Here is a 21537-nt window from a genome sequence, read left to right as displayed (position 1 = left end):
GCCGGGGCACTTGTCCGCTCCAACGCGCCGCGCTTACGGGGCGAGGGTCTGCAGCGGCTGCCAGCTGTTATTGGCGCGGTTCACGTCGGGCAGGATGCCGGCCGGGTCCAGCACCACGGCGGTTAGCGGGGTGGTGGTAGAGACCCGAAACGTCCAGGTGCTGCCGCTCTGCCAGATTTCGACGGGCAGGCGCACGTTGCGCTTCCTGCCGCTAGCCTCCGTAAGCTCAGCCGTTACGGGCAGGGCGGCCTGGCCTTTGTTTTCGATGGTGACGAGCGCGCCCTGGGCTGGGTCCTGCTTTACGTAGGCCACTGAGGTCACGGCCTGGTCGAGCAGCCAGTTTTCGTAGAACCACTCGTGCCAGAACCAGGTCAGGTCCTCGCCCGCCGCGTTGTTCATCGTGCGAAAGAAGTCCAGGGGCGTGGGGTGCTGGTAGGCCCAGCGCCGGATGTAGGTGCGAAAAGCAAAATCAAAGCGCGCGGGACCCAGGATTTCCTGGCGCAGCAAGTAGAGGCCATAGCCTACTTTGTTGTAAGCCGCGAAGCCCAGGTTGCGGTGGTCAAGGGCATCGGGCACGGTATAGGGCGGGGCCGTGCCGGGGGCGCACAGCTCCTGTACCAAACTGCCTGCAACGCTGGCCGGGTCGTAGATGTATTTGTAATACTGACCGTGGTTGAAGTCCTGGGTCAGCAGCATTGTGACGAAAAATGTGAATCCCTCGTCCATCCACGCGTACTTACGCTCATTGGAGCCCACCAGCATCGGAAAAATACTGTGGCTGAACTCGTGGCTCACGTCGTTCCAAAGGTAGATTTTATGGAGGTCCGCGCGGCAAAACATGAGGCCGGGGTACTCCATGGCGCTGGCCCGGCCGGCTACGTTGGTGGCGACCGGCAAGTTGTATTCGGCCCACTGCCGCGAGTTGAATTCAATGCTCTTCTTTACGTACTGCGTACTGCGATTCCAGGCCGAATCCGTCGCTGCCTCGACCGGGTAAAGCGACATAGCCAATGCCTTACGCCCACTGGGCAGGTTGAGCTTGGCCGCATCCCAGACAAAGGCCGCCGAGGCCGCCCAGGCTACGTCGCGCGCCCGCTTGCACTTGAAGTGCCAGGTAAGGCGGCCGTCTTTACCGCCGGGGCGTGCGCCCGGCTGCGTTACTTCGGCGGGGCTGCGCACCAGCACCGTCTGGTCTGATGCCGCGGCCTGAGCCAGGCGCTGCTGCTGGGTAGCCGTGAGCACTTCGGCGGGGTTTACCAGCTCGCCCGAGCCGCCCACCAGGTAGCTGGCCGGCACGTTAAGGGTGTAGTCGAAGTTGCCGTAGTCAAGGTAAAACTCAGCCGTGAGGTAGGGCAGCGTGTTCCAGCCCTCCACGTCGTCGTAGACCGCCATGCGCGGGTACCACTGCGCCAGCTCGAAGATTTCCCCGTTCGGCGTGTTAAGGCGGCCCATCCGGTCGGAGCCGTTCATGGGGATATTGAAACGATAGGCCAGGTGAATGCGGAGCCTATCGCCGTGGGGCCGCAGGGGCTCGGGCAGGATGATTTGCAGGCGCGTATCGGTCACGCGGTATTGCGCTTTCACTTTCTGACCATGCAGCTCGATGGAAACGGCTTGCAGCGAGTCGCCCCCGGCAAAGCCGGGGTCCGGGTTCCCGTGGCGGGCGCCCGCTACCGGGGTTGTGGCAGCCCCCCGGGAGTCGGCCCGAAAGAGGTTCTGGTCGAGCTGGAGCCAGACGAAGGATAGGGCGTCGGGACTGTTGTTGGTGTAGGTAATCGTCGCGGTAGCGGTCAGGCGGGCCGCTTTTTCGTCGAGGCGGGCCGCTAGCTGGTAATCGGCGGTGTTTTGCCAGTACGTCGCGCCCGGCTGGCCACCGGCCGTACGCGTGGCTGGCGGAGCTTGGCGTAGGTAGGAGGGGTCGAACAGCGCGCGGGCGTTGTATGGCGGCGGGCTGACCGCTGGCAGGCCCGGCTGCGCCTGGGCGACCGGTAACACCAGCAGCATCGGACCTGCTGCCAGTCCGGCCCAACAGATATTTCGCACGAAAGAGGGCCGCTGCAAGGGCTTCATTTTTAAGGTACTGTTCGTTTAGGATGTGCGCGCCGCTGAAGTAGCGTGTCTGACCCTGTTCGCTGACTAGGCAGATAATTACCTTGTATCACGACTTCTCCGGCTCAGCAAAGCCTAGGGCCAGCGGGCTTCGTAGCTCCTGTCGCCGTCGGCTTGCCTGGCGTTTCAGCACTACCCGCGGTGCCGGTGCGGGCGGCACCGGGTAAGCTCGCGGGGGCCCGTTCCGAGGCTTCCGCCTGCCACCCTCAGGCTGCCAGGCGCAGCTGTGGCTTGCCATGGGCGGGCAGCAGCGCCGGCGCGGAGAGGCTTAAGCTCCGGCGGTACGCAGTGGGCGTCATGCCCACGTACAGCTTAAAAAACTTGGTGAAGTTGGATGTGTCGTACGTCAGGCGGCCTGCTACCTCCCCCACGGCCAATGAAGCGTCAGCGAGGAGGGCCTTGGCTTCCTCGGCAATCCGCAGCTCGTAAAAATGACACGGGTGAAAGCCGGTGTGTAGCTTAACGATGGTACTCACGTGCACCGGGTGCAGGCATAGGACCCCGGCCAGGTCCTTCAGATGCAGCATTTCCGGGGCCCGACCGGCCATGAAGTCGTCCATGTGTGCATGCATGACGCGCAGAAACGACTCGGTGATTTCGGCCTGCCGGCTCCGGTATTTCTTAGGGATTTCCATGGCGCTTCCTGCTGCTGTCGGGCTACTATTTTCCGGGTGCAAAGCTCCGGTTTTTAAGCCCGGATAATTGGTGATGATTTAAGTTCTTCTGGTTCGGCTGCCCTGGGCACGCTGGTGCAGCGGGACAAAAGCTCCTTTCCCACGGGGCGAGCCGGGTGCTCGCCCCGTGGGAAGGTGCCCGGGCGAACTAGGCCAGCTGCGCGGCCAGAAAGGCCCCGCCTAAATCCAAGGCCTTACTGGCGGCCTGAAAACCGTCGAGGTTGGAGGCAAACACGTGGGGTAGGCCTTCCCACTCGTGCAGCTCGGCGGGCACCCCAGCCGCTTGGGCCAGGGCCACGTAGCGAACCGAGTCGTCGAGCAGCACTTCGGCGTCGCCGACGTGCACCTGCACGGGCGGCAGGCCCGCCAGCTTGCCGTATACAGGCGATACCCGGGCGTCGTGCCCATCGTAACCTTGCAGGTAATGCCGGGCCAGGGAGCCCAGGGCATCCTTGGTAAAAATGGGGTCGGCCTCGGCCCGGGTCTGAAAGCTGGCCGAGGCCAGGGTCAGATCGGTCCAGGGTGAAAAGACCAGGGCGGCGCACGGCCGCACGGCCGCCGCTTCGTCAGTAGCCAGGGCCGCAGTCACCAGCGCCAAGCCGCCACCGGCCGAATCGCCGGCCAGCGCAATCCGGCGCTTACCCAAGGCCCCCAGGCCCCGGTAGGCGGCCAGGACGTCCTCAATGGCGGCCGGAAACGGGTGTTCGGGGGCCAGGCGGTAGTCGGGCACAAAGAAGTCGACCCCGACGCGGGCCACCAGCTGGCTCACGAAGTTGCGGTGCGCCTCGGCTGAGCCCAGCACGTAGCCACCGCCGTGCAAAAACAGCACGACGCTGTCCGTAGGCGCGCTGGCTTCGGGCCGGCACCACCAGCCCGCCACGCCGCCCACCCGGGCCTCCTCGTAGGTGACGCCGGGCGCGGCGGGCGTGTGCCGCATGATGTCGGCAAAGGGCAGGCGGGCCGCCGGGCCGTTGATTTTTCCTTTCATGGGCGCGGTGGCCAGCCGCATGGCAGTAATAGCCGCCTGGTCGGCAGCCGTGATGGAATGCCGGATAACGGCTTCGGGATGGTTAGCAGTCATACTAAGGAAGTTGTTAAATCGCCGGGAGGAGCTGTACAGGCAGCTTTGGCAAGCGGCGTAAGTGAAGGATGGCTGCAAAAGTCCCGTATTACTTTACTTTTGTCAAGTACCTACCTTTGCGTAGGGTACCTACCCCCCAGGTAAGAAAAATTGATAGTCAGCGTAAAAAAATTATGACTCCCGGCCAAAAAGATTTCCCGAATTGCCCCGTGCGCAAAGCCATGACCCTGATTGGCAGCAAGTGGAAAGTGCTGCTGCTGCAAAGCCTGCGCGACGGCCGCCTGCGCTACGGCGAGCTGCTGCGCCGGCTGCCCGACATCAGCGAGAAGATGCTCATCCACGAGCTCAAGGAGCTGGTGGCGGTGGGGTTGGTGGCCAAGCACGCCTACCCCGAGATTCCGCCCCGCGTGGAGTACTGGCTGACGGAGAGCGGCCAGCAGGCCCTGCCGGTGGTGGACAGCATCGTCGTGTTTGGCCGGCAGCACCTGTAGCCGGGGCCTGGTCAGGCTAGCTGCCCCGCCGGGACCGGAAATTCGGCCGGGGCGGTCGGGAGCGGAAGCGAAGTAGCGGCCCCGGTGGCGCGGACCGGTCGCCGGAAGCCGGCGGTTGCCGAACAGGGCAGCCCAGCGTGCCCAGCAGCACTATGTCGCACAGAAAGTCAAGCTCCTCGTCAAAGCCCCAGGCTACTACTGCCAGCAGGGCAGGCAGGAGCTGGCGGGTAAGCAAGCGTAGCAGGGGCACCAGCAGATTGGCGGGCGGAGTGGGGTGAGCTGGTGGCCGTAGACCGGGTGGAGGCAGCATACTGGGGTAGGGCGCCAGCGGCAGGGGCTTATGTGCTTCGTTCACGGTTCGAGCACGATTTTGCCCACGGGCCGGGTTTCGGTCAGCAGCCGGTGGGCCTCGGCTGCCTGGGATAACGGCAGGACATGGGTAATCAGGGGCTTGATTTTGCCCTCGGCGAGCAGCTGGAGCATGGCCTCCGCATCGGTGCGCAGGGCCTGCAGGTCGGCTTTCGAGCTGGGAAAGGACATGGTCACTCGCTTGCGGTTCGGCCGCAGCTTCAGCAGCCCGAAGCGCAGCATGGAGGCCGCCATCTTGCGCTTGGGGCTGCCGCCCCCCTCCAGGGTGGACGAAACCCCAAACAAGACCAGCGTACCCGTCTGGTTAAGGCACTGGTAGGAGCGGGTGAGCTGCGGCCCCCCAATGCCGTCGAGCACGGCGTCCACGCCGGCCCCGCCGGTCAGCCCCGCGATTTCCGCCACGAAATCGGTGGTGGTGTAGTCGATGGCAATGCCGCCCTGCGCCCGCACCAGGGCTTGCTTGCCCGTCGAGGCGGTGCCGTAGGCGGTGAGACCCAGCACCCGGGCCAGCTGCAGCACCGCCGTGCCCACGCCCCCGGCGGCTCCGTGGATGAGTACACGTTGGCCGGCCCGCAGGCGCGCATCGCGCGTCAGCATCCGGTAAGCCGTGGCGTAGTTCAGCATCGCCCCGACGGCCTCCGTGGGGGCCAGATGGGTCGGCAGGTGAATTAATTCAGCGGCGGGCAGGCAGATGTAGGTGGTGTAGCCGCCCTGCCCGGGCACGGGCAGCGCGGCCACCCGGTCGCCGGGTTTTACCCGGGTCACGGCGGCCCCCACCGCTATCACGTCGCCCACCAGGTCGTAGCCGGGGGTAAGCGGGGAGGGCGGGCCGCCGGGTAACGCGCCCCGCTGGTAGATGATGTCGCCAAACGCGACACCGCAGGCCCGCACCCGCACGAGCGCCTCGTGCGGCTGGGGCACCGGTACGGGCTCCTCGCGCAGCTGCTCGGGGCCGCCCGGCTGGTCAATCACAATCCGGTGGTTCAATAACATGGAAATGGGGGCTAGAAAGTGAGGCGGTAAAAGGGGATGGGCAGAAACCCCTGCTGGCAGGCCGTGCCCAGCCGGTTGGTGCGCGGGTTGTAGGCCTGCGCAAACACGTTCTGGTGGTTGGTGATGTTCTGCATGTCCAAGGCGATTTCGTGGGTCAGGTGGGCGCGGTTGAGCTTGTAGCCGATTTTCACATCGGCCCGGAAGTAGGCCGCCTGCTGCTGGCTAAAGGCCTGGTCGGAGCGGTAGCGGGCGATGTGCTGCTGGCTGGAAGCCGCCAGGTCGAGGGGCGTGGTGTACTTGCCGCCCGTCGTGGCTAGTTTCAAACTCAGGGTAAGCGTGTTGGTGCCGTGGCCCACCCGAAACTCCCGACCGGCCAGGGCGTTGGCTACGTAGTGGGTATTGAAGGGGGTGTTGCGCTCGATGCCGTCGCTGCCGGTGTATTTCGACTCGAACAGGGAAGTTGTGAGCAGGAAGTAATAACCCTGGGCAAACGCCCGCTCCAGCGTCAGCTCCACGCCGTAGTTGCGCCCGGTGCCCCGGCCGACGAGGTTGCCCCGGTTGGGGTCCCCGAAGTCGGCCCCCTGGGTCAGGCCCGAATAAGCGCTGGCCGTGCGCTCCACGGGCGCATCGAACAGGGCCTGGTAGTAGCCCTCCACCCGCAGGTGCAGGTTCTCGCTCAACTGGCGGTCGTACGCCAGTACGTAATGCTGGGCGCGCGTCAGGCCCAGCCCCTGGTTGGTGAGGCCATAGGAGCCATCGAGCTGCGGCGACTGGTAGAAGTAGGTGAGCAGGGGCTGCAGGCTGCTGTGCAGGCCATAGGCCGCGCTCAGGGAGCTGCCGGGCGTGAGCTGGTAGCGCAGCCCGGCGCGGGGCTCGACGGCGCTGCTGCCGTTCAGGGCAAAGCGCGAGGCGCTCAGGCCGGCGCTGAGCGTCAGGCGGTCGTTGAAGCGGTGCTTCCACTGCCCGTAAGCCTGGGCAAACGCCGTATTGCCGCTGGCCTCGCGCCGCACCAGCGGGGTAGGAAACGTCTGGGCGTCGTGGTAGCGGTACTGGAGCAGGTCCACGATGAAACCGGTGCTGACCTGGTTGCGGGCGCTGAACTTATGGGTTAGCGCGACGTTGGCCGACAGCTTGTCCTGGGTGTAGTCGCTGGCATTGTTCGGGATTTCCGCCCGCACCGCCCGCGCGCCGTCAAACAGGATGCTGTCGCCCTGGAAGGCCGACGTGGTGCGGGAGGCCGAGAGCGTGACCTTGCCCACGGTACGGTCGGTAAAGCGCTGCTCGTAGCTGGCGGCGGCAATGCCGGTAAAGTAGCGGACCCGCGTGTTGTGCGCCTCATCGCCGTACACGTCGGCCTTGGTCGTGTCCACGTCCCGGCCCAGAAACGCGATATTGGAGCGCCCGCCAAGGGTCCAGGCGCTGAAGCTGCCGCGCGAACCCACGGGCACGTCCACCTTGGCCGTAAAGTCCTGGTAGTTGGGCGTGCCGGCAATCTGGTAACCGACGGCCTTGAGCAGCGAAAACAGCGAGTAGCGGTAATTAACCAGGTACGACGCCTTGGACTTCGGGCTGAAGGGCCCTTCGGCGCCCAGCTCCAGGCCGTTGAAGCCGACCTGGCCCAGAAACTCGGGCTTCTCGTCGTTGCCCTTGCGTAGCCGCAGGTCGAACACCGAGCCCAAGGCGTTGGCGTATTCGGCCGGGAAAGCGCCGGTCAGGAAATCGGACTTGGCCAGCAGGTTGTTGTTGAGCAAACTCACCGGGCCGCCCGTGGTGCCGAGCGAGCCGAAGTGGTTGGGGTTGGGGATGTTGACCCCCTCCAGCCGCCACAGCAGCGAGGCCGGCGAGTTGCCCCGCACCACGAGGTCGTTGCGCGAGTCATTGGCGCTACTCACGCCGGCAAAGTTCTGGGCCATCCGGGCGGGGTCGCCGAGGCTGCCGGCGTAGCGGTTGGCATCAAGCGGCGAAAACGGCCGGGCCGAAACGGTGGCCATCTCGTTGTTGGTCACCCGGATATCGTCCGCCCGCCGGTAGGTTACTTGCACCTCGTCGAGGCGGGTCAGGCGCTCATTCAGGCGCAGGTCGAGCACCACTTCTTTACCGGCCGTCACCAGTACCTCGCTGCGCACCAGGTCTTCGTAGCCCACCGACGTAATCCGCAGCTGGAGGCGGCCCAGGGGCACGCCCGGCAGGCGAAAGCGGCCCTCGGCATCGGTGCTCACGCCCAGCGCGGGCGTTACGCCCACAACTACCACGGTCGCCCCAATCACGGGGGCGTTGGCCGCGGCATCCAGCACGGTGCCGCGCACGGTTTGGGTGACCGTCCCGGGCGGCGTCTGGCCATGGCCGGTAATCGGAAAAATGCCGGCAACTAGTAGCAGCAGGCAAAGAAAAAGGGACTGAGGGCTCATGGCTCGGGAGGAGTTCTGACGGATAAGCTGGACAAAAGTGCCGGCCTGGCCGAGCGTCGCAAGTCAGAATCTTAGTGAACCGGTGTTACACCCCAGGTGAACTGTCATAAAGCCGTGGCCAAGCGGAAGCCCTTGGTGCCCCGACAGCAGCCATGGCCGTCGTGTGGGCCGTTCGCGTAGCATCGGATTGGCAGCTGCCTAGCTCGGCCGGGCCCAGTACAGAAGCACTCGGCTTCGCAGGCGCTTTTCGCCGTTTGAGTAGCGTTTGTCCCCACTTCGCTCAATTAAGCGGCCGAAAGCACTTGGTAGTTTGTTCTTTTGGGGAATGTTTCGACGCTGGCCGCTGCTTCCCGCCCGGGTAACTACCTCCTGGTTACCGATGAGTTCCGCCGCCCCCTGGCGCCCGGGCTCCGGCGACGGCTTTTCGGTGGTACCGGCTTCGTGGCGGTGGCAGAAGGTGTGGCTCCGCTGGCTCGGCGTGGTGCTGGTCGGGGCCTTTTTTACCTGGGCCGTGCGTGGGCGCGCTGCGCTGCCGCTATGGCAGCAGGGCCTGAACGCCGTGCTAATGGCGACGGCCTGCTGGCAAGGGAATGTCTCGCTGTTTTTTCTGCTGCGCCGCTGGCTGCCCGGCTACGCCCGCACGGCGGCCCGCCTGCTGCTGCACGTACCCCTGGCCGGGGGCTACGTCGCCACCATCTCCCTGCTGGACGCCTGGCTGCTACGGTACCTGGCGGGGGGACGCCGGCCTCCTGGCCCGGCTACGGGCAGTTCGTGGGCAATGCCCTGCTCACGTCAGTGGTCATGCTCAGCGTCTACGGCAGTGGGTACTTCTTCTACGAGTGGCGCAAAACGTTCATCCGCTCGGCCGAGCTGGAGCGCGAAGGGGCCATCAGCCAGTTGGAAGCCCTCAAGCAGCAAGTCGACCCCCACTTCCTCTTCAATAGCCTGAACACCATGGCCGCGCTCATTGGCGACAATGCGCCGGCCCAGGATTTTCTGGGGTCGCTGGCCAGCGTTTACCGCTACGTTTTGCTGAGCAAGGACCATTCCACCGTCCCCCTGAGTCAGGAAATGACCTTTGCGGAGGAGTATCTATACCTGAACCGCATCCGGTTTGGCGAGGGCATTCAGGTCAGCCGCGACATTGCTCCCGCCGCCCTGCGCCGGCACGTGCCGCCCCTGGCCGTGCAGCTGCTGCTCGAAAACGCCCTCAAGCACAACGCCTTCGACCGCGACGCGCCCCTGCGCATTTGTATCCGGGCCGGTGAGGACGTGCTGCGCGTCACCAATAATGTGCAGCCCAAAACGATGCTGGAATCCAGCACCCGGCAAGGCTTACGCAACCTGGTAAACCGCTTCCGCCTGCTTACCGACCGACCGGTCGACATTGTGCACGGGGACGATGAGTTTGCCGTGACCCTGCCCTTGCTGCCGGCCCCATGAAAACCATTATCATCGAAGACGAGGCCCTGGCGGCCACCCACCTGCAGCTGCTGCTGCGCCAGCACCCCGCCGTGGAGGTGGTAGCCGTGCTGACGAGCGTGCGGACCGCCATTGCCTGGCTAAGCCAGCACCCGGCTCCCGAGTTGATTTTCGCCGACATCCAGCTCTCGGATGGGCTCAGCTTTGAGGTGTTTGAGGCCGTGCCCGTGCGCAGCCCCATCATCTTTACCACCAGCTTCAACGAGTACGCCCTGCAGTCTTTCACCCTACTCAGCCTCGACTACCTGCTCAAGCCCATCCAGGCCCGGGAGGTAGCCCGGGCGCTCGACAAGCACGCCTACTGGCGCGCGCAGGCCACCGAGCAGGAGCAGGCCGGCCTGGCCGACGCCCAGCTGGCCAAGGTCCGGCAGCTGCTGGAGCGGATGGCGCCCACCCCGCCGCGTTACCGGCAGCGCTTTCTGGTCGAAACCGGTGAGCAGCTGCTGCCGGTGGCCGTCGCCGACATTGCCTACTGCTTTACCCAGTATGACGTGGTGTACCTCGTGCGCCACGACGGCCGCCGCTTTGCGCTGGAGCACAAGCTGGAAAAGCTGGAAAGCCTGCTCGACCCGGCCGGGTTTTTTCGGCTCAACCGCCAGTACCTGGCCTCCTCCAAGGCCATCCACAAAATACATTCTTATTTTGGGGGCAAGTTAAAAATCGAGCTGCTGCCAGCCCAGCGGGAGGAAATCGTGGTGAGCCGCGAGCGCGCCCCGCTGCTCAAACGCTGGCTGGAATAAGTAGCTACCCGGCTGCGGCCACTGGACGCGGGGCCGGCCAACATAAGGTTCGCACAACCTTGCGCGGTGATGAAGCTTTATTCCCCGTCAGCTGACAGGCTGATTGGGACCCGCCTTTACTGAAGTTATCCGCCTTGAAGCAGCTGTTTGGCTATGTCCTTTCACAACCTTAGAGAGCATCAAAAAGTGTGGGGCAGTTCTGCTTTTCGTTCTTCTATACGGAGGCGGAGCAAATTGATGCTTGGCCCTAAACGGGACTGCCCCACACTTTTTGATGCTCTCTATTGCTAAAAAAAGCATACCCGTCCGGGTGTAAATATCACGCTTATTCTTACTTTTATACCTGAACGGGTACTATGGTAACTCACTGCGGACTATTGCCCCCGAACGGGTATATTTTATGCTTTCTTCCTTGAGCGCTTTTGTCAAACAACGCCGCAAACTTCTGCAGCTCTCCCAGCCCGACCTGGCGGCCAAGGCCGGGGTAGGGCTGCGGTTCGTGCGCGAGCTGGAGCAGGGCAAGCCCACGCTGCGACTGGATAAAGTGAATCTGGTGCTGCGCCTGTTCGGCCACGAACTGGCGCCCGCGCCACTCGACCGCAGCCGTCTGGCTGCGCAGCTATGAGAAAGGCCGAAGTACACCTGCACGGGCAGCTGGCCGGGCACCTGACCCAGGATGAACAGGGCTACACCTTTGCCTACACTCCCGATTACCTGCGGCTGCCCACCGCCGAGCCGGTTAGCCTCACACTGCCACTACGCGCCGCGCCCTACGTGGAGCGCACGATGCTGCCGTTTTTCGACGGCCTGATTCCCGAGGGCTGGCTGCTGGAAGTCGCCGAGCGCAACTGGAAGCTCCGCGAGCGCGACCGCATGGGCCTGCTGCTGGCCTGCTGCCGCGACTGCATCGGGGCCGTGAGTATTTACCCGCTGTCAACCGACGAGGCATGAGCCGCTGCCTCTATTGCTACCAACCCTTACCCGAGGGCGCCGCGTCTGAGTACCACCCGGCCTGCAGTCGCAAGATCTTCGGCCAGGCCGTGCCGCCCGCATTTCCCTACACCGAAGCCGAGATGCTGGCCCTGGCCGAAGCCGTCGTGCGCCAGCACATTACCGTGACCGGCGTGCAGCCCAAGCTCTCGCTTGGCCTGACCCCGGCGGGCGGCGCCGGGCAGCCCGCGCGCTTGACCATCGTGGGGGCGCTCGACGGCGAGTACATCCTCAAGCCGCCCACGGCCCGCTACCCGCACCTACCCGAAGTGGAGGACCTGACCATGCACCTGGCCGCGCTGGCCCGCCTGCCCACGGTACCCCACGGACTGCTGCGCCTCGAAGGCGGGGCGCTGGCCTACGTGACGCGCCGCATCGACCGCCAGCGTGGCCGGAAGCTGGCCATGGAGGATATGTGCCAGCTCACCGAGCGCCTGACGGAGAACAAGTACGACGGCTCGCACGAGCAGGTGGCGAAAGCCATCCTGAGGTATTCAGCCAACCCCGGCCTGGACGTAGTCAACTACTATGAGCTGGTGCTGTTCTGCTTTCTGACCGGCAACGCGGACATGCACCTGAAGAACTTTTCGCTGCTGCAAACCCCCGGCCGGGGCTACGGCCTGGCGCCGGCCTATGACCTGGTGGCCACGGCGCTGGTCAACCCCGCCGACACGGAGGAGCTGGCCCTCACCCTTAATGGCAAGAAGAAGCGGCTGCGGCAAACCGATTTCCGGCAGGCCGCCCAGCGGGCCGGCGTCGACGATAAAGTGCTGACGGGAATCCTCGCCCGCTTGACGAAGGCAAAGTCCGACTGGCACGCGTTTATCGAGCGCAGCTTCCTGCCGCAGGAGCTGAAAGAACAGTATCACGAGTTACTGGGTAGCCGGTTTGCCCAACTAGCTAGGCCATAACAGCGGCGGCCCAGCCTAAAGCGAAAATGTATATTTCCAATCTGAGCGAAAGGTTGTTTGCGGACGGGGTAGGCGTGATAAATAGCTACTCCGACGCTAGAATCACGGATTTTGGAATAAGTCGAAGATTGATAAGTATAAAAAAGTATAAAAATACAATTGCACTTTGTGCTTTTTTAGACTTTTAAATGAGTCGTCTTTATACCCACTTTTTCGACCGGTCACGTCTTATACCATTCCTTTTTTCTCCGGGGCAGTTAGTGGCTTGCGCAACCCAACCACGGTAAGAAAAAGCCCCCCCGGGTTTGAAGCTGCCTTTACCTTACCCGTCTTCAGCTTGTAGCAAAAAGCAAACAGCTCGTCCACCATGCGGGCTTCCCCGAGAATCTGCTCCACGAGACGGACATCCCGGATATCAAGCTCCGCCAGCCGCTGGCGCGCCATCTGCAGCCGGGAATCATCCAACGGCTGCTCGAAGGGCAGCGGCAGCTGCTGCGGCTCCTGCTGCTTGATTTGAAAGCGGATGCTCTCGAAGGAGCGCCCCTTTTTCACGAGCTCGTAGCCGATGTGCAGGTCGGTGTTCTGGTTGATTTGCGTAACGGCCACGTCAAGCACGTACTTCTGAAACATGGAGACTTTGGTGTACTGCTCCGGCTCTACGCCCTTGGGATCCTTCAAGGCCAGCATAACCTTCAAATCATGCAGCGTGAAGGTACGGGTTTCGGACTTGTCTTTCCACTGCGAGGCAATCTGGTAGATGCGCTTGGCGTATTTGCTACTCAGGCTAAAGGCCGCCTGCAGGCGAAAAGACGTGAAGTTGCGCTTCAAGTCAATCAGGTAGGGCCGAATCTTCTCCGAGATTTCCAGTTCAATCACCCCTTCGCCCTTGATGTATTCGGCCGAGGCCAGCAGACCGACCTGCAGGATGCGCTTGTTGTCCTCAATCACGTACTCGCGGGAGCGGAGGGCGGAGGTGGCTTCCAGAAACTGCTGGTAGTTCCACTGCCGGCCCGTGAGGTGCTGCAGGTCGAGGACTTTAACCCGGTAAAAGGTACCCACGCGGTCCTCCTTCTTGAGCAGGGAGAGGAGATAGAACACAATGTCCATCTCACAGGCCGTCATCTCGTAGCGGGCCGTGGTAATAGCGTTATGCTGCCGGATTTCGAGCCCGGTCGAGGTAGCTATACCAGCTACAGTATCAAGGACTTGCATAGGGTGGGAAGGCTTGCAACGGAAGCAAAGATAAACGCAGGCAGACAAAAAGAAAGCGGAAAGGAAAGTTTTCCCTCTAGACTCTTTCCTTTCACTTATAAAACCTTTCCTTGCGGCTTATAAAACCTTTCCTTTCACTTATAAAACCTTTCCTTGCGGCTTATAAAACCTTTCCTTTCACTTATAAAACCTTTCCTAAGTGCCTTGTATCCTGCTGACATTAAACATATTATGAGCCCTACAAATAGAACAAATAACTAACAAATCTCACAAAGTTGTGATGCGCTTCAAAAAACAGCTTTTAGGATGTTCGGAGAACAACTGACGAAAAACCACGAAGACAAAAAACAACAACGGAGAAAACCGACCCAATTACAAAGTGATTGCACTTTTCAAATATTTTATATGACTTAGCTATTTACCCCCCATCTGTAGGTCGGCCACACTCTTTAGACAAAAGGTATTACAGCCCGATAAAGGAGGGGCAACCTTCTGAGCACCGCCACCTTGTCCACCAAAGGAAAGGCTTTATAAGTCTGGCTCCAGCTGCCGGTAAGCAGCTGGAGCGCACCCGAGAGCAGGTGCATTTACCCCAAAAACCCACCATCCGTTCGCTAAAAGAAAGGTTTTATAAGCGAAAGAGCAGCCGTTACGCAGCTTTTTACTAACTTCTGATCAGCTAAAAGAAAGGTTTTATAAGTCTAAAATAGCTTTGCACCAGGTTGGAAGCCAGGTTGTGGCTAACAAAAGGAAAGTTTTTATAAGCTTGGAACAATCTCCTACTCACGAACATCCTTTGCATAGCCACCCAGTAAGCTCTCTAGCGCCTGAATAGCTGTCTACTGGTGGAATTGCTTTACCAAGCGCTACCGCTGAATGAATGTCTTCTCCTACGCTGAGCTGTACCCCATCTGGCAGCGGGCGACTGAGCAGCAGGCCCGCGCGGACAGCGTGCTAGTCTACTTCGCCCGCCTCATCAGGCTGAGCAGCGTAAAGATTGTCTGGTTCAAAGCCCCCGCTTTTTGTCTAACCGAACTGCGGGGAAGCCGGAGCCGTAATGTTGCAAAAATTGACTAATCTTTGCCTCGTGTCAGACCTCTTTGCGCCCCCGGCTATGCTCAAACCAAGTTCCTATAATTCGCTGGCCGAACTGATTCACGCCCTGGGCATGCGCAGCGATACGGCCCGACACATCGGCATCTCGCACAACACCCTGAACGTGCGCATGGCCAAACCGGGCAGCTTCACGCTGGATGAGCTGGTGAAAGTGGCCGAGCTGGCCAAGTCCGACCTGCTCACCATGACCAGGCTGGCCCAGAAGCAGATGGACAACCCCGTAGAGCCGCCCGCCCCGGCGCTGGGCCGCCCGCGCTTCAAAAAGAACCAGACCGACGCCAGCTAGCTTTTAGTCAGCCAACGCCTAGCTTAGGCAGCAGCTGAACTACCATTCGTAGCCAGTTTCTGCACTTCACCTCCGACTTTTTACCACTCATCCTTTTTTCTCCCGAGGGCTAATCTGGCTTGGTAGTTTCGCTGCGTACTAGCTACCCAGCATGAAGCTTATTATCGTCGAAAGCCCCAACAAGATTAAGAAAATCAAGGGCTACGCGGGCCCCGATTACGAGGTGGCCGCCTCGGTGGGCCACATCCGGGATTTGCCCGTAGGCGGGGGCGACATTGGCATTGACCGCGAGCACGGCCACGCCCTGAAATACGTCGTCAGCGTCGACAAGAAGGCCGTGGTGGCCAACCTGCGCCGCCTGGCCAACGCCGCCGGCCCCCAGGGCGTGTACCTGGCCACCGACCCCGACCGGGAGGGCGAGGCCATTGCGTTTCACCTCTGCGAAGTACTAGGTCTGGACCCACGCACGACCAAGCGCATTGCCTTCCAGGAAATCACCGAGAAAGCCATTAAGGCCGCGCTGGCCGCGCCCACCACGGTGGACCTGCACCTCGTGCACGCCCAGGAGGGCCGCCGGGCCGTGGACCGGCTGGTGGGCTTCACCCTCAGCCCCGTGCTCAACCGCAAGCTGGCGGCCAGCCTCTCGGCCGGTCGGGTGCAGTCGGTAGCAGTGCGCCTGGTGGTGGAGCGGGAACGGCAGATTCAGCAGTTTACCGACACGTTTACCGTGCCGGTGGTGGCCACTCTGCAGACCAGTCACGGCGAGCAGTTGCGCGCGCGCCGCACGGCCGCGCCTTTCGCCGCGCTCGAGCAGGCGCAGGCCTACTTGTCGCAGGTTGGCCGGGGCGCGGGCTTCGGCGTGCTGTGCGTGGAGAAGAAGCCGGTGGAGCGGCAGCCCGCCCCGGCATTCTCCACCTCGACGCTGCAGCAGGAAGGCGTGAAAAAGCTGCGATTTACCGTGCAGAAAGTATCGGACCTGACCCAGAAACTGTTTGAGGGCGGCCACATTACCTACATCCGCACCGACAGCGTGAACCTGGGCGAGGAGGCCACCCAGCAGGCCCAGGCGCAGATTACGGCGCAGTTCGGGGCTGACCAGTTTCAGGCCCGCCAGACTAAAAACAAGGACGGGGCGCAGGAGGCCCACGAAGCCATTCGCCCCACCCACTGGGAGCAGGCCAGTGCCGGCGACACGCCCGACGAGCAGGCGTTATACCGGCTGATATACACCCGCGCCCTGGCCTCGCAGATGCTGGCCGCCCAGTACGACCAGACTACCATAACTCTTGCGCCGGCCGCCGATGCCGCTAACACCTATACCAGCTCCACCCGCGTGCTCACCCGCGCCGGCTACCTGGCCGTGTACCAGGACGCCGAGGAGGAAGGGGAGGAGTCCGACGATGAGGTGGAAACGACGCTCCAGCATCCGGTGCAGGAAGGCGAGGCACTGACGCTGGTAAAGCTGGAGGCCCGCCAGATCTTTGCCCGGCCCGCCAGGCGCTACAACGAGGCCACTCTGGTCGCGGACCTGGAAAAGCAGGGCATTGGCCGGCCGAGCACCTACGCGTCTATCCTGCGCACAATTTTCGCCCGGAAGTATATCAGCACCGGCAGCGTAGCAGGGAAGAAGCTCACCGCGCAGGTCCTGACCTGGCAGAGCGGTCAGCTGACTACCAGCCAGCGCAGCGAAACGCTGGGCGCCGATAAGGACAAGCTGCTGCCCACGGCCACCGGCACCGAGGTCACGGAGTTTCTGGAGCGCAACTTTCCCAAGGTGATGGACTACAAGTTCACCGCCGGCTGCGAAGCCGTGTTCGACAAGATTGCCCGGGGCCAGCAGACCTACCAGCAGTTCGTGCCGATGTTCGACCAGAACCTGCTAAGCTGGGTGGCCGCCGCCGACCAGCTCACCCCGGACCGGGCCGAGCTGCAAAAGCGCCCCATCGGCCACTTCGAAGGCGCGGAAATGCTAGTGGGAACCGGCAAAAACGGCCCCTACATTCTGCATGCCGAGAAGTATTACAACCTTCCCGAGGACGTCAGCCCCGCGCAGCTGAGCGAAGCGCAGGCCCGGGACCTTATCACCCAGCGCCGGGCGTCGGCTCCCCGCGAGGTGGGCCTGCACGATGGCCAGCCGGTAATGGTAGGCCAGGGGCCGAAAGGCGTGTACCTGAAGTGGCGCGAGCAGTATTTCAACGTGCCGGCCGGCATATCGGCCGCGGCCGTTACGCCGGCGCTGGCTGTCAATTACCTCCTCAAAGCCCAGGCGGAGGCCGCCAAAAACGTGCTGGCCACCGTGGGCAAGTACACCATCGGCCGCAACGAGTGGGGCCTCTATGTCACCGATGGGGAGGTAAAGGCGAAGTTTAAGCCCGACTGTACGGAGGAGCAGGCCCGCGCCACCACGGCCGAGCAGGCCGCTGAAATGATTAAAAGCTACAAAGTATGGAAGAAGAAAAACGCGGGCCGGAAGTAGCGCCCCTGAGCTTTCCCGACCTGAGCCTGGCTCTGCCCTATCAGGAGGCGCTGCGCTACGCCCAGAGCCGGTTGAAGATGATTGCCCGGGGCGGGTTGCTGCCGTTTTGTGAGGCCCACAAGTTTCCCTACACCACCATTATCAACCTGAAAAACGGCAACCTGAAGAAGGAGGAGCCTCGTTTGCTTAACCGCCTGCTGCGCAGCCTTAACGTGCCGAACGAATTGCTGCAGTTTCCGCCAGATAATCCAAGTCAGCAGTTCTTGCTGCCGGATGGCGAGGCGCTGGCCACTTTCCAGCGTCAGCTGGCTTATTTTACTGCCAGCAGTCCAGTACCAGGAGAGCATCAAAAAGTATGGGGCAAGCCGGTTTTGGGCTAAGCAACGGTTTGTTCCGTTTCCCTCCAGCCCAGCTGAAAAGGTAGAACTGCCCCACACTTTTTGATGCTTTCCCTCTAGGCCGCAGGGCTTGCTATCACCTGGCATCTTGCTTTTGAATTCTGTCCGGCATCACTCTCCGGGGTGGCCCCGTCTTCGACCGCGTGCAGTATACCGGCCAACTTTGCCGACCACTGCCCACAACCGGATTTACTTTATTCTCCGTACAAGCGCAAAACCCCTGCTGGCGCGCAGTAGGAATTACCCTTAACAAGCAAGCAACGTGGAAAAGCGCAAACTGGGGCCAGTGGGCCTCGAAGTATCGGCCCTGGGCCTGGGCTGCATGGGCATGAACCGTGGTTATGGCCCCGCCGCCGATGCGGCCGAGGCCACCAGACTCATACGGGCTGCGGTGGACTTGGGCATCACCTTTTTTGACACCGCCGAGGCCTATGGCGAAGCCAATGAGCAGCTAGTGGGCTCGGCGCTGGCCCCGGTGCGCGAGCAGGTAGTTATCGCCACCAAATTCGGCTTCAAGGAAGGCGACCCGTCACTGGGCCAGGATAGCCGGCCGGTGCGCATTCGCCTGGTGGCTGAGCAGTCGCTCAAACGTTTGGGGACCGACCACATCGACCTGTTTTATCAGCACCGGGTAGACCCCAATGTACCAATGGAGGACGTGGCCGGCGCGGTGCAAGACCTGATTAAGGAAGGCAAAGTGAAGTATTTTGGCCTCTCGGAGGCCGGGTCGGAAGCCATTCGCCGGGCCCATGCCGTGCAGCCGGTCTCGGCCTTGCAGAGCGAATACTCGCTGTGGTGGCGCGAGCCCGAGCAAAGTGTGCTGCCTACCCTTGAAGCGCTCGGCATTGGTTTCGTCCCGTTTAGCCCCCTGGGTCGGGGCTTCCTCACCGGGGCCATTACTGCCGACACGACATTTGCCAGTGGCGATATGCGCAGCTCCCTGCCCCGCTTCGCGGCGGAAGCCCGCCAGGCTAATCTGACTCTCATCACCTTAATAAAGCAACTTGCCGACCGCAAGCAGGCCACCCCGGCCCAGATTGCCCTAGCCTGGCTGCTGGCCCAGAAGCCCTGGATTGTCCCCATCCCTGGCACCACCAAGCTGCCCCGCCTTCAGGAAAACGTGGGCGCGGCCAGCGTAGCCTTGGAGCCGGACGACTTACTGCAGTTGGAGCAGGCCATCAACCAGGTTGCTATTCAGGGCGCGCGCTACACTGCCCAGATGCAGCAGGCGATTAATCGCTAGCACAGCCAGGACACCGGTTTCCTGCTCCGGTTGCTGGCCGTCGCGCAACAGGAGGAGTTGCTGGTGTCAATCACCGACACGGTGGCGAGCACGCCCTCAAACAGGTCCTTGGATAGGTCGGGAGTGTTTACCAGTAGGATAGTTACGACGATAAGGGGGCGCACGAGCGGAAGAGCGGAAACTAATGCGAAGGTTACTTGGCCACCAAAAGCGAACTGATTTGTCTTACCAAGTCCGTCACCCAGACGGGAATGAGCCGTTGATACGGAGATGAGCAAAAGCTACCTGCCAGCCGGGCCAGAACCTGCTTTTCTCAAAAATAGCCTTGCTAGCGTCTAAATGCACGTATGGTGAGACGCCCAGCCGCGCTGAAAATTCCTTAGCGTAGTTTCCCGTTCCTACTCTAGTGCGACCCCTAACCCGACAGCGGGGTACGCGTTCCCTTCCGGACAAGACAGGTGAAGGAGAGTCAAAGATTTTTCCTGCTCAGTTGCGTCTTGGTCCAGCATAGTAGGCGGTAGTATGCTCTGGAAAAACAGCCTTGGGCGTGATACCAAGCTTGGCTGAGAGCGGAAAGGCGACAGCACCACTGCGTAAAACAATGCGTCGGCTCAGCAGTAGTAGAGGGCATACGCCAGCGGCACTTTATTTCGACGCGGCCTTCTCCTTGATTCTATGCCTTCTGTATCCTCTGCCACTCCTTTTCCGGCCCTGTTCACCCCGTTCCAGCTGGGCCGCCTCTCGCTCACCAACCGGCTGGCCCTGGCCCCGATGACGCGCGCCTCGGCCAGCCCCGACGGCACCGTGACGCCGGCCATGGTAGCCTACTACACCAAGTTTGCCCGCGGCGGTTTCAGCCTGCTGCTCACCGAGGGCACTTATCCCGATGAGGCCTTTAGCCAGGGCTACCTCAACCAGCCGGGCCTCGCCAATGCGGCGCAGACGGCCAGCTGGCGGCCCCTGACCCAGGCCGTACACCAGGCCGGGGCCAAAATTATCTGCCAGCTCATGCACGCCGGCGCCCTGGTCCAGGGCAATCGGTTTGAGACAACCACCCTTGCCCCTTCGGCAGTGACCCCCAAGGGCGAGCAAATGAGCTTTTACGGCGGTCAGGGGGCCTTCCCCACGCCCCAGGCAATGAACCAAGCCGCTATTGCCCGCGTTACGGAGAGCTTTGTCGAAGCGGCCCGGCGCGCGGTGGCGGCGGGCTTCGATGGGGTGGAAATTCACGGAGCCAACGGCTACGTGCTCGACCAGTTCCTGACGGACTACACCAACCAGCGCACTGACCAGTACGGGGGCAGCCCCGAAAATCGGGTACGTCTGCTGGCAGAAGTGGTGCAGGCGACCCGCGCAGCGTTGCCGCCCGACGTAGTGGTCGGTATCCGCATCTCGCAGGGCAAAGTCAATGACTACACCCACAAATGGGCGGGCGGCGAGCCGGAGGCAGCCGTTATCTTCGGCGCCCTCCGCGCGGCCGGGGCGGACTTTATTCACGTGACGGAGTTTGATGCGCTGCAGCCGGCCTTTGGCGACAGCGGCCCGTCGCTGGCGGCGCTGGCCCGCCGTTACGGGCAGGTGCCCGTGTTGGTCAATGGCAACCTGAACGAGCCGGCGCAGGCGCAGCAAAGTATTGTGCGCGGCGAGGCGGATATTATTACCTTGGGCAAAGGGGCGCTGGCCAACCAGAACTGGCCCGAGCGGGTAGCCGCCGGCCAGGAGCTAGTGGCTTTCCAGCCCGAGAACTTCCTGTTTCCCCGCGCTACGCTCAAACCTCACGAGTTGTAGTAGACTGGTCTTTGGCCTGCGCGCCTTGTAGCCCCACAGCTAGACCACGGCTCCCCGCTGGCGCCCGACTCCGGGAACACGACAGGGCTTACATTTCAAAAATCCGACATTTCATTCCTAGCTTGTGAGGTCACTGTTGCTTCGAAAACCTGCTTGTTACCACTAGTGGTAAAACGTTTTCTGATGCCGCAAAAGCACTCGTTCACTTTTAATGCGTACGCTCTGGGGAACACGAGGCACGCAGGACAAAGAATAGCGGGTGGCTTTTTCGCCCGAATGAGTTAGTTGTCCGGCCGATTCAGAAGCCACGGTTGCATTACTAACTGGACCACTAAAAGCCCCATTTTCAGGTTGGAAATGGGGCTTTTACTTATGAGGGTGCAGGGTACAGGCGGTGCTCATTACTGGTTAGCGGGGTTCTTGTTGCAAAAGGGCGATTTTACACGCTAAGCCTTTTATCAAAAAGGGTAGCCCAAAAACCTGCTTAAAAAGGTCGATTCCAAGCAGCCCAGTAGGTATGCCAAGTTTATCAAAAAGGATTTCTTTTTTGATAAGCCTCGAATTTACTGTTGGTAATAAACAATGAATCAATCGGTTAACTGCTTAGCGGGTAAAAACGCCCTTTTGGAATAAGAACCCCTTAGCTGGTAGAATGCCAGGGGCTCAGGAAGTAGGGTGCGGGGCAGGTGGCTCAGAAAGTCACCCACAAGTGCCCTAGTGAGCTGCAAACCGGGTTGCCACTGGCTCGTTTGGGGGCTCAATATGGTGCA

The 21537-nt window shown here is 61.8% G+C and carries 19 protein-coding genes; 11 read left to right on the top strand and 8 right to left on the bottom strand.

Features of this window, described 5'->3' with window-relative positions:
- Positions 1–33: 33 nt before the first annotated feature.
- From J4D99_RS20290 to J4D99_RS20280, 3 genes are all read right to left on the bottom strand, one after another.
- Entirely contained in the window at positions 34–2004 is a 1971-nt protein-coding gene (locus J4D99_RS20290; RefSeq protein ID WP_208133578.1) for a M1 family metallopeptidase, read from the bottom strand.
- A 311-nt stretch (positions 2005–2315) separates the two neighbouring features.
- Positions 2316–2744, bottom strand: coding sequence for a helix-turn-helix domain-containing protein (locus J4D99_RS20285; protein WP_208133577.1), 429 nt, complete (start codon positions 2742–2744; stop codon positions 2316–2318).
- Positions 2745–2931: 187 nt separating this feature from the next.
- Entirely contained in the window at positions 2932–3864 is a 933-nt protein-coding gene (locus tag J4D99_RS20280; protein ID WP_208133576.1) for an alpha/beta hydrolase, read from the bottom strand.
- Between the two features lie 173 nt (positions 3865–4037).
- Here J4D99_RS20280 and J4D99_RS20275 point away from each other — a divergent pair, with 173 nt between their 5' ends.
- A complete protein-coding gene (locus tag J4D99_RS20275; RefSeq protein ID WP_208133575.1) occupies positions 4038–4355 on the top strand; it encodes a winged helix-turn-helix transcriptional regulator in 318 nt (105 codons plus the stop codon).
- Positions 4356–4371: 16 nt separating this feature from the next.
- On the opposite strand, the gene J4D99_RS20270 is transcribed toward J4D99_RS20275, so the two are convergent.
- From J4D99_RS20270 to J4D99_RS20260, 3 genes are read right to left on the bottom strand one after another with little or no spacing between them, the layout of a single operon-like run.
- On the bottom strand, positions 4372–4665 hold the full coding sequence (locus tag J4D99_RS20270; protein WP_208133574.1) for a hypothetical protein: 294 nt from the start codon (positions 4663–4665) through the stop codon (positions 4372–4374).
- 41 nt (positions 4666–4706) lie between these two features.
- On the bottom strand, positions 4707–5717 hold the full coding sequence (locus J4D99_RS20265) for a zinc-binding dehydrogenase (RefSeq protein WP_208133573.1): 1011 nt from the start codon (positions 5715–5717) through the stop codon (positions 4707–4709).
- A gap of 11 nt (positions 5718–5728) precedes the next feature.
- Positions 5729–8125 carry a TonB-dependent receptor gene (locus tag J4D99_RS20260; RefSeq protein ID WP_208133572.1) on the bottom strand — a complete coding sequence of 799 codons (2397 nt, stop codon included), beginning with the start codon at positions 8123–8125 and terminating at the stop codon, positions 5729–5731.
- A gap of 801 nt (positions 8126–8926) precedes the next feature.
- Here J4D99_RS20260 and J4D99_RS20255 point away from each other — a divergent pair.
- The 5 genes from J4D99_RS20255 (at position 8927) to J4D99_RS20235 (ending at position 12248) form a co-directional block, all read left to right on the top strand.
- Positions 8927–9568: a sensor histidine kinase gene (locus J4D99_RS20255; RefSeq protein WP_208133571.1), complete on the top strand. Its 642-nt coding sequence runs from the start codon at positions 8927–8929 to the stop codon at positions 9566–9568.
- Positions 9565–10347 (top strand): LytR/AlgR family response regulator transcription factor, encoded by a 783-nt coding sequence (locus J4D99_RS20250; protein WP_208133570.1) that lies wholly within the window; start codon positions 9565–9567, stop codon positions 10345–10347. Before J4D99_RS20255 ends, J4D99_RS20250 begins: the two co-directional genes overlap by 4 nt.
- Before the next feature lie 400 nt (positions 10348–10747).
- Positions 10748–10972 (top strand): helix-turn-helix transcriptional regulator, encoded by a 225-nt coding sequence (locus tag J4D99_RS20245; protein ID WP_208133569.1) that lies wholly within the window; start codon positions 10748–10750, stop codon positions 10970–10972.
- Positions 10969–11298 (top strand): HipA N-terminal domain-containing protein, encoded by a 330-nt coding sequence (locus J4D99_RS20240; protein ID WP_208133568.1) that lies wholly within the window; start codon positions 10969–10971, stop codon positions 11296–11298. Before J4D99_RS20245 ends, J4D99_RS20240 begins: the two co-directional genes overlap by 4 nt.
- An 89-nt stretch (positions 11299–11387) precedes the next feature.
- Positions 11388–12248 (top strand): HipA domain-containing protein, encoded by an 861-nt coding sequence (locus J4D99_RS20235; protein ID WP_370551486.1) that lies wholly within the window; start codon positions 11388–11390, stop codon positions 12246–12248.
- 228 nt (positions 12249–12476) lie between these two features.
- Here the strand turns inward: J4D99_RS20235 and J4D99_RS20230 are convergent, their stop codons facing one another.
- Positions 12477–13460 (bottom strand): replication initiation protein, encoded by a 984-nt coding sequence (locus J4D99_RS20230; protein ID WP_208133566.1) that lies wholly within the window; start codon positions 13458–13460, stop codon positions 12477–12479.
- A 1087-nt stretch (positions 13461–14547) separates the two neighbouring features.
- On the opposite strand from J4D99_RS20230, the gene J4D99_RS20225 reads away from it, so the two are divergent.
- From J4D99_RS20225 to J4D99_RS20210, 4 genes are all read left to right on the top strand, one after another.
- Complete coding sequence (locus J4D99_RS20225) at positions 14548–14862, top strand: hypothetical protein (protein WP_208133565.1); 315 nt, start codon at positions 14548–14550, stop codon at positions 14860–14862.
- Between the two features lie 151 nt (positions 14863–15013).
- Positions 15014–17338 carry a type I DNA topoisomerase gene (gene topA, locus J4D99_RS20220; RefSeq protein WP_208133564.1) on the top strand — a complete coding sequence of 775 codons (2325 nt, stop codon included), beginning with the start codon at positions 15014–15016 and terminating at the stop codon, positions 17336–17338.
- Positions 17308–17718, top strand: a complete 411-nt coding sequence (locus tag J4D99_RS20215; RefSeq protein ID WP_208133563.1) for a hypothetical protein — start codon at positions 17308–17310, stop codon at positions 17716–17718. Before topA ends, J4D99_RS20215 begins: the two co-directional genes overlap by 31 nt.
- Before the next feature lie 280 nt (positions 17719–17998).
- Positions 17999–18979 (top strand): aldo/keto reductase, encoded by a 981-nt coding sequence (locus J4D99_RS20210; RefSeq protein ID WP_208133562.1) that lies wholly within the window; start codon positions 17999–18001, stop codon positions 18977–18979.
- On the opposite strand, the gene J4D99_RS20205 is transcribed toward J4D99_RS20210, so the two are convergent.
- Positions 18976–19143 (bottom strand): hypothetical protein, encoded by a 168-nt coding sequence (locus J4D99_RS20205; RefSeq protein WP_208133561.1) that lies wholly within the window; start codon positions 19141–19143, stop codon positions 18976–18978. The two genes, J4D99_RS20210 and J4D99_RS20205, sit on opposite strands and share 4 nt — an antisense overlap.
- A gap of 511 nt (positions 19144–19654) precedes the next feature.
- Between J4D99_RS20205 and J4D99_RS20200 the strand changes: the two genes are divergently transcribed.
- Complete coding sequence (locus J4D99_RS20200; RefSeq protein WP_208133560.1) at positions 19655–20767, top strand: oxidoreductase; 1113 nt, start codon at positions 19655–19657, stop codon at positions 20765–20767.
- Positions 20768–21537: the final 770 nt, after the last annotated feature.

Origin of the sequence: Hymenobacter sp. BT559 (genome assembly GCF_017571525.1) — a bacterium.
GTDB classification, from domain to species: domain Bacteria; phylum Bacteroidota; class Bacteroidia; order Cytophagales; family Hymenobacteraceae; genus Hymenobacter; species Hymenobacter ginsengisoli.
This window is presented reverse-complemented; position numbering and strand designations above follow the sequence as displayed.

Excerpts from the sequence above, each read along its gene's own strand:
- J4D99_RS20290 (WP_208133578.1), bottom strand. The coding sequence starts at position 2,004 with ATGCTGCTGGTGTTACCGGTCGCCCAGGCGCAGCCGGGCCTGCCAGCG.
- J4D99_RS20285 (WP_208133577.1), bottom strand. The coding sequence starts at position 2,744 with ATGGAAATCCCTAAGAAATACCGGAGCCGGCAGGCCGAAATCACCGAG.
- J4D99_RS20280 (WP_208133576.1), bottom strand. The coding sequence starts at position 3,864 with ATGACTGCTAACCATCCCGAAGCCGTTATCCGGCATTCCATCACGGCT.
- J4D99_RS20275 (WP_208133575.1), top strand. The coding sequence starts at position 4,038 with ATGACTCCCGGCCAAAAAGATTTCCCGAATTGCCCCGTGCGCAAAGCC.
- J4D99_RS20270 (WP_208133574.1), bottom strand. The coding sequence starts at position 4,665 with ATGCTGCCTCCACCCGGTCTACGGCCACCAGCTCACCCCACTCCGCCC.
- J4D99_RS20265 (WP_208133573.1), bottom strand. The coding sequence starts at position 5,717 with ATGTTATTGAACCACCGGATTGTGATTGACCAGCCGGGCGGCCCCGAG.
- J4D99_RS20260 (WP_208133572.1), bottom strand. The coding sequence starts at position 8,125 with ATGAGCCCTCAGTCCCTTTTTCTTTGCCTGCTGCTACTAGTTGCCGGC.
- J4D99_RS20255 (WP_208133571.1), top strand. The coding sequence starts at position 8,927 with ATGCTCAGCGTCTACGGCAGTGGGTACTTCTTCTACGAGTGGCGCAAA.
- J4D99_RS20250 (WP_208133570.1), top strand. The coding sequence starts at position 9,565 with ATGAAAACCATTATCATCGAAGACGAGGCCCTGGCGGCCACCCACCTG.
- J4D99_RS20245 (WP_208133569.1), top strand. The coding sequence starts at position 10,748 with ATGCTTTCTTCCTTGAGCGCTTTTGTCAAACAACGCCGCAAACTTCTG.
- J4D99_RS20240 (WP_208133568.1), top strand. The coding sequence starts at position 10,969 with ATGAGAAAGGCCGAAGTACACCTGCACGGGCAGCTGGCCGGGCACCTG.
- J4D99_RS20230 (WP_208133566.1), bottom strand. The coding sequence starts at position 13,460 with ATGCAAGTCCTTGATACTGTAGCTGGTATAGCTACCTCGACCGGGCTC.
- topA (WP_208133564.1), top strand. The coding sequence starts at position 15,014 with ATGAAGCTTATTATCGTCGAAAGCCCCAACAAGATTAAGAAAATCAAG.
- J4D99_RS20215 (WP_208133563.1), top strand. The coding sequence starts at position 17,308 with ATGGAAGAAGAAAAACGCGGGCCGGAAGTAGCGCCCCTGAGCTTTCCC.
- J4D99_RS20200 (WP_208133560.1), top strand. The coding sequence starts at position 19,655 with ATGCCTTCTGTATCCTCTGCCACTCCTTTTCCGGCCCTGTTCACCCCG.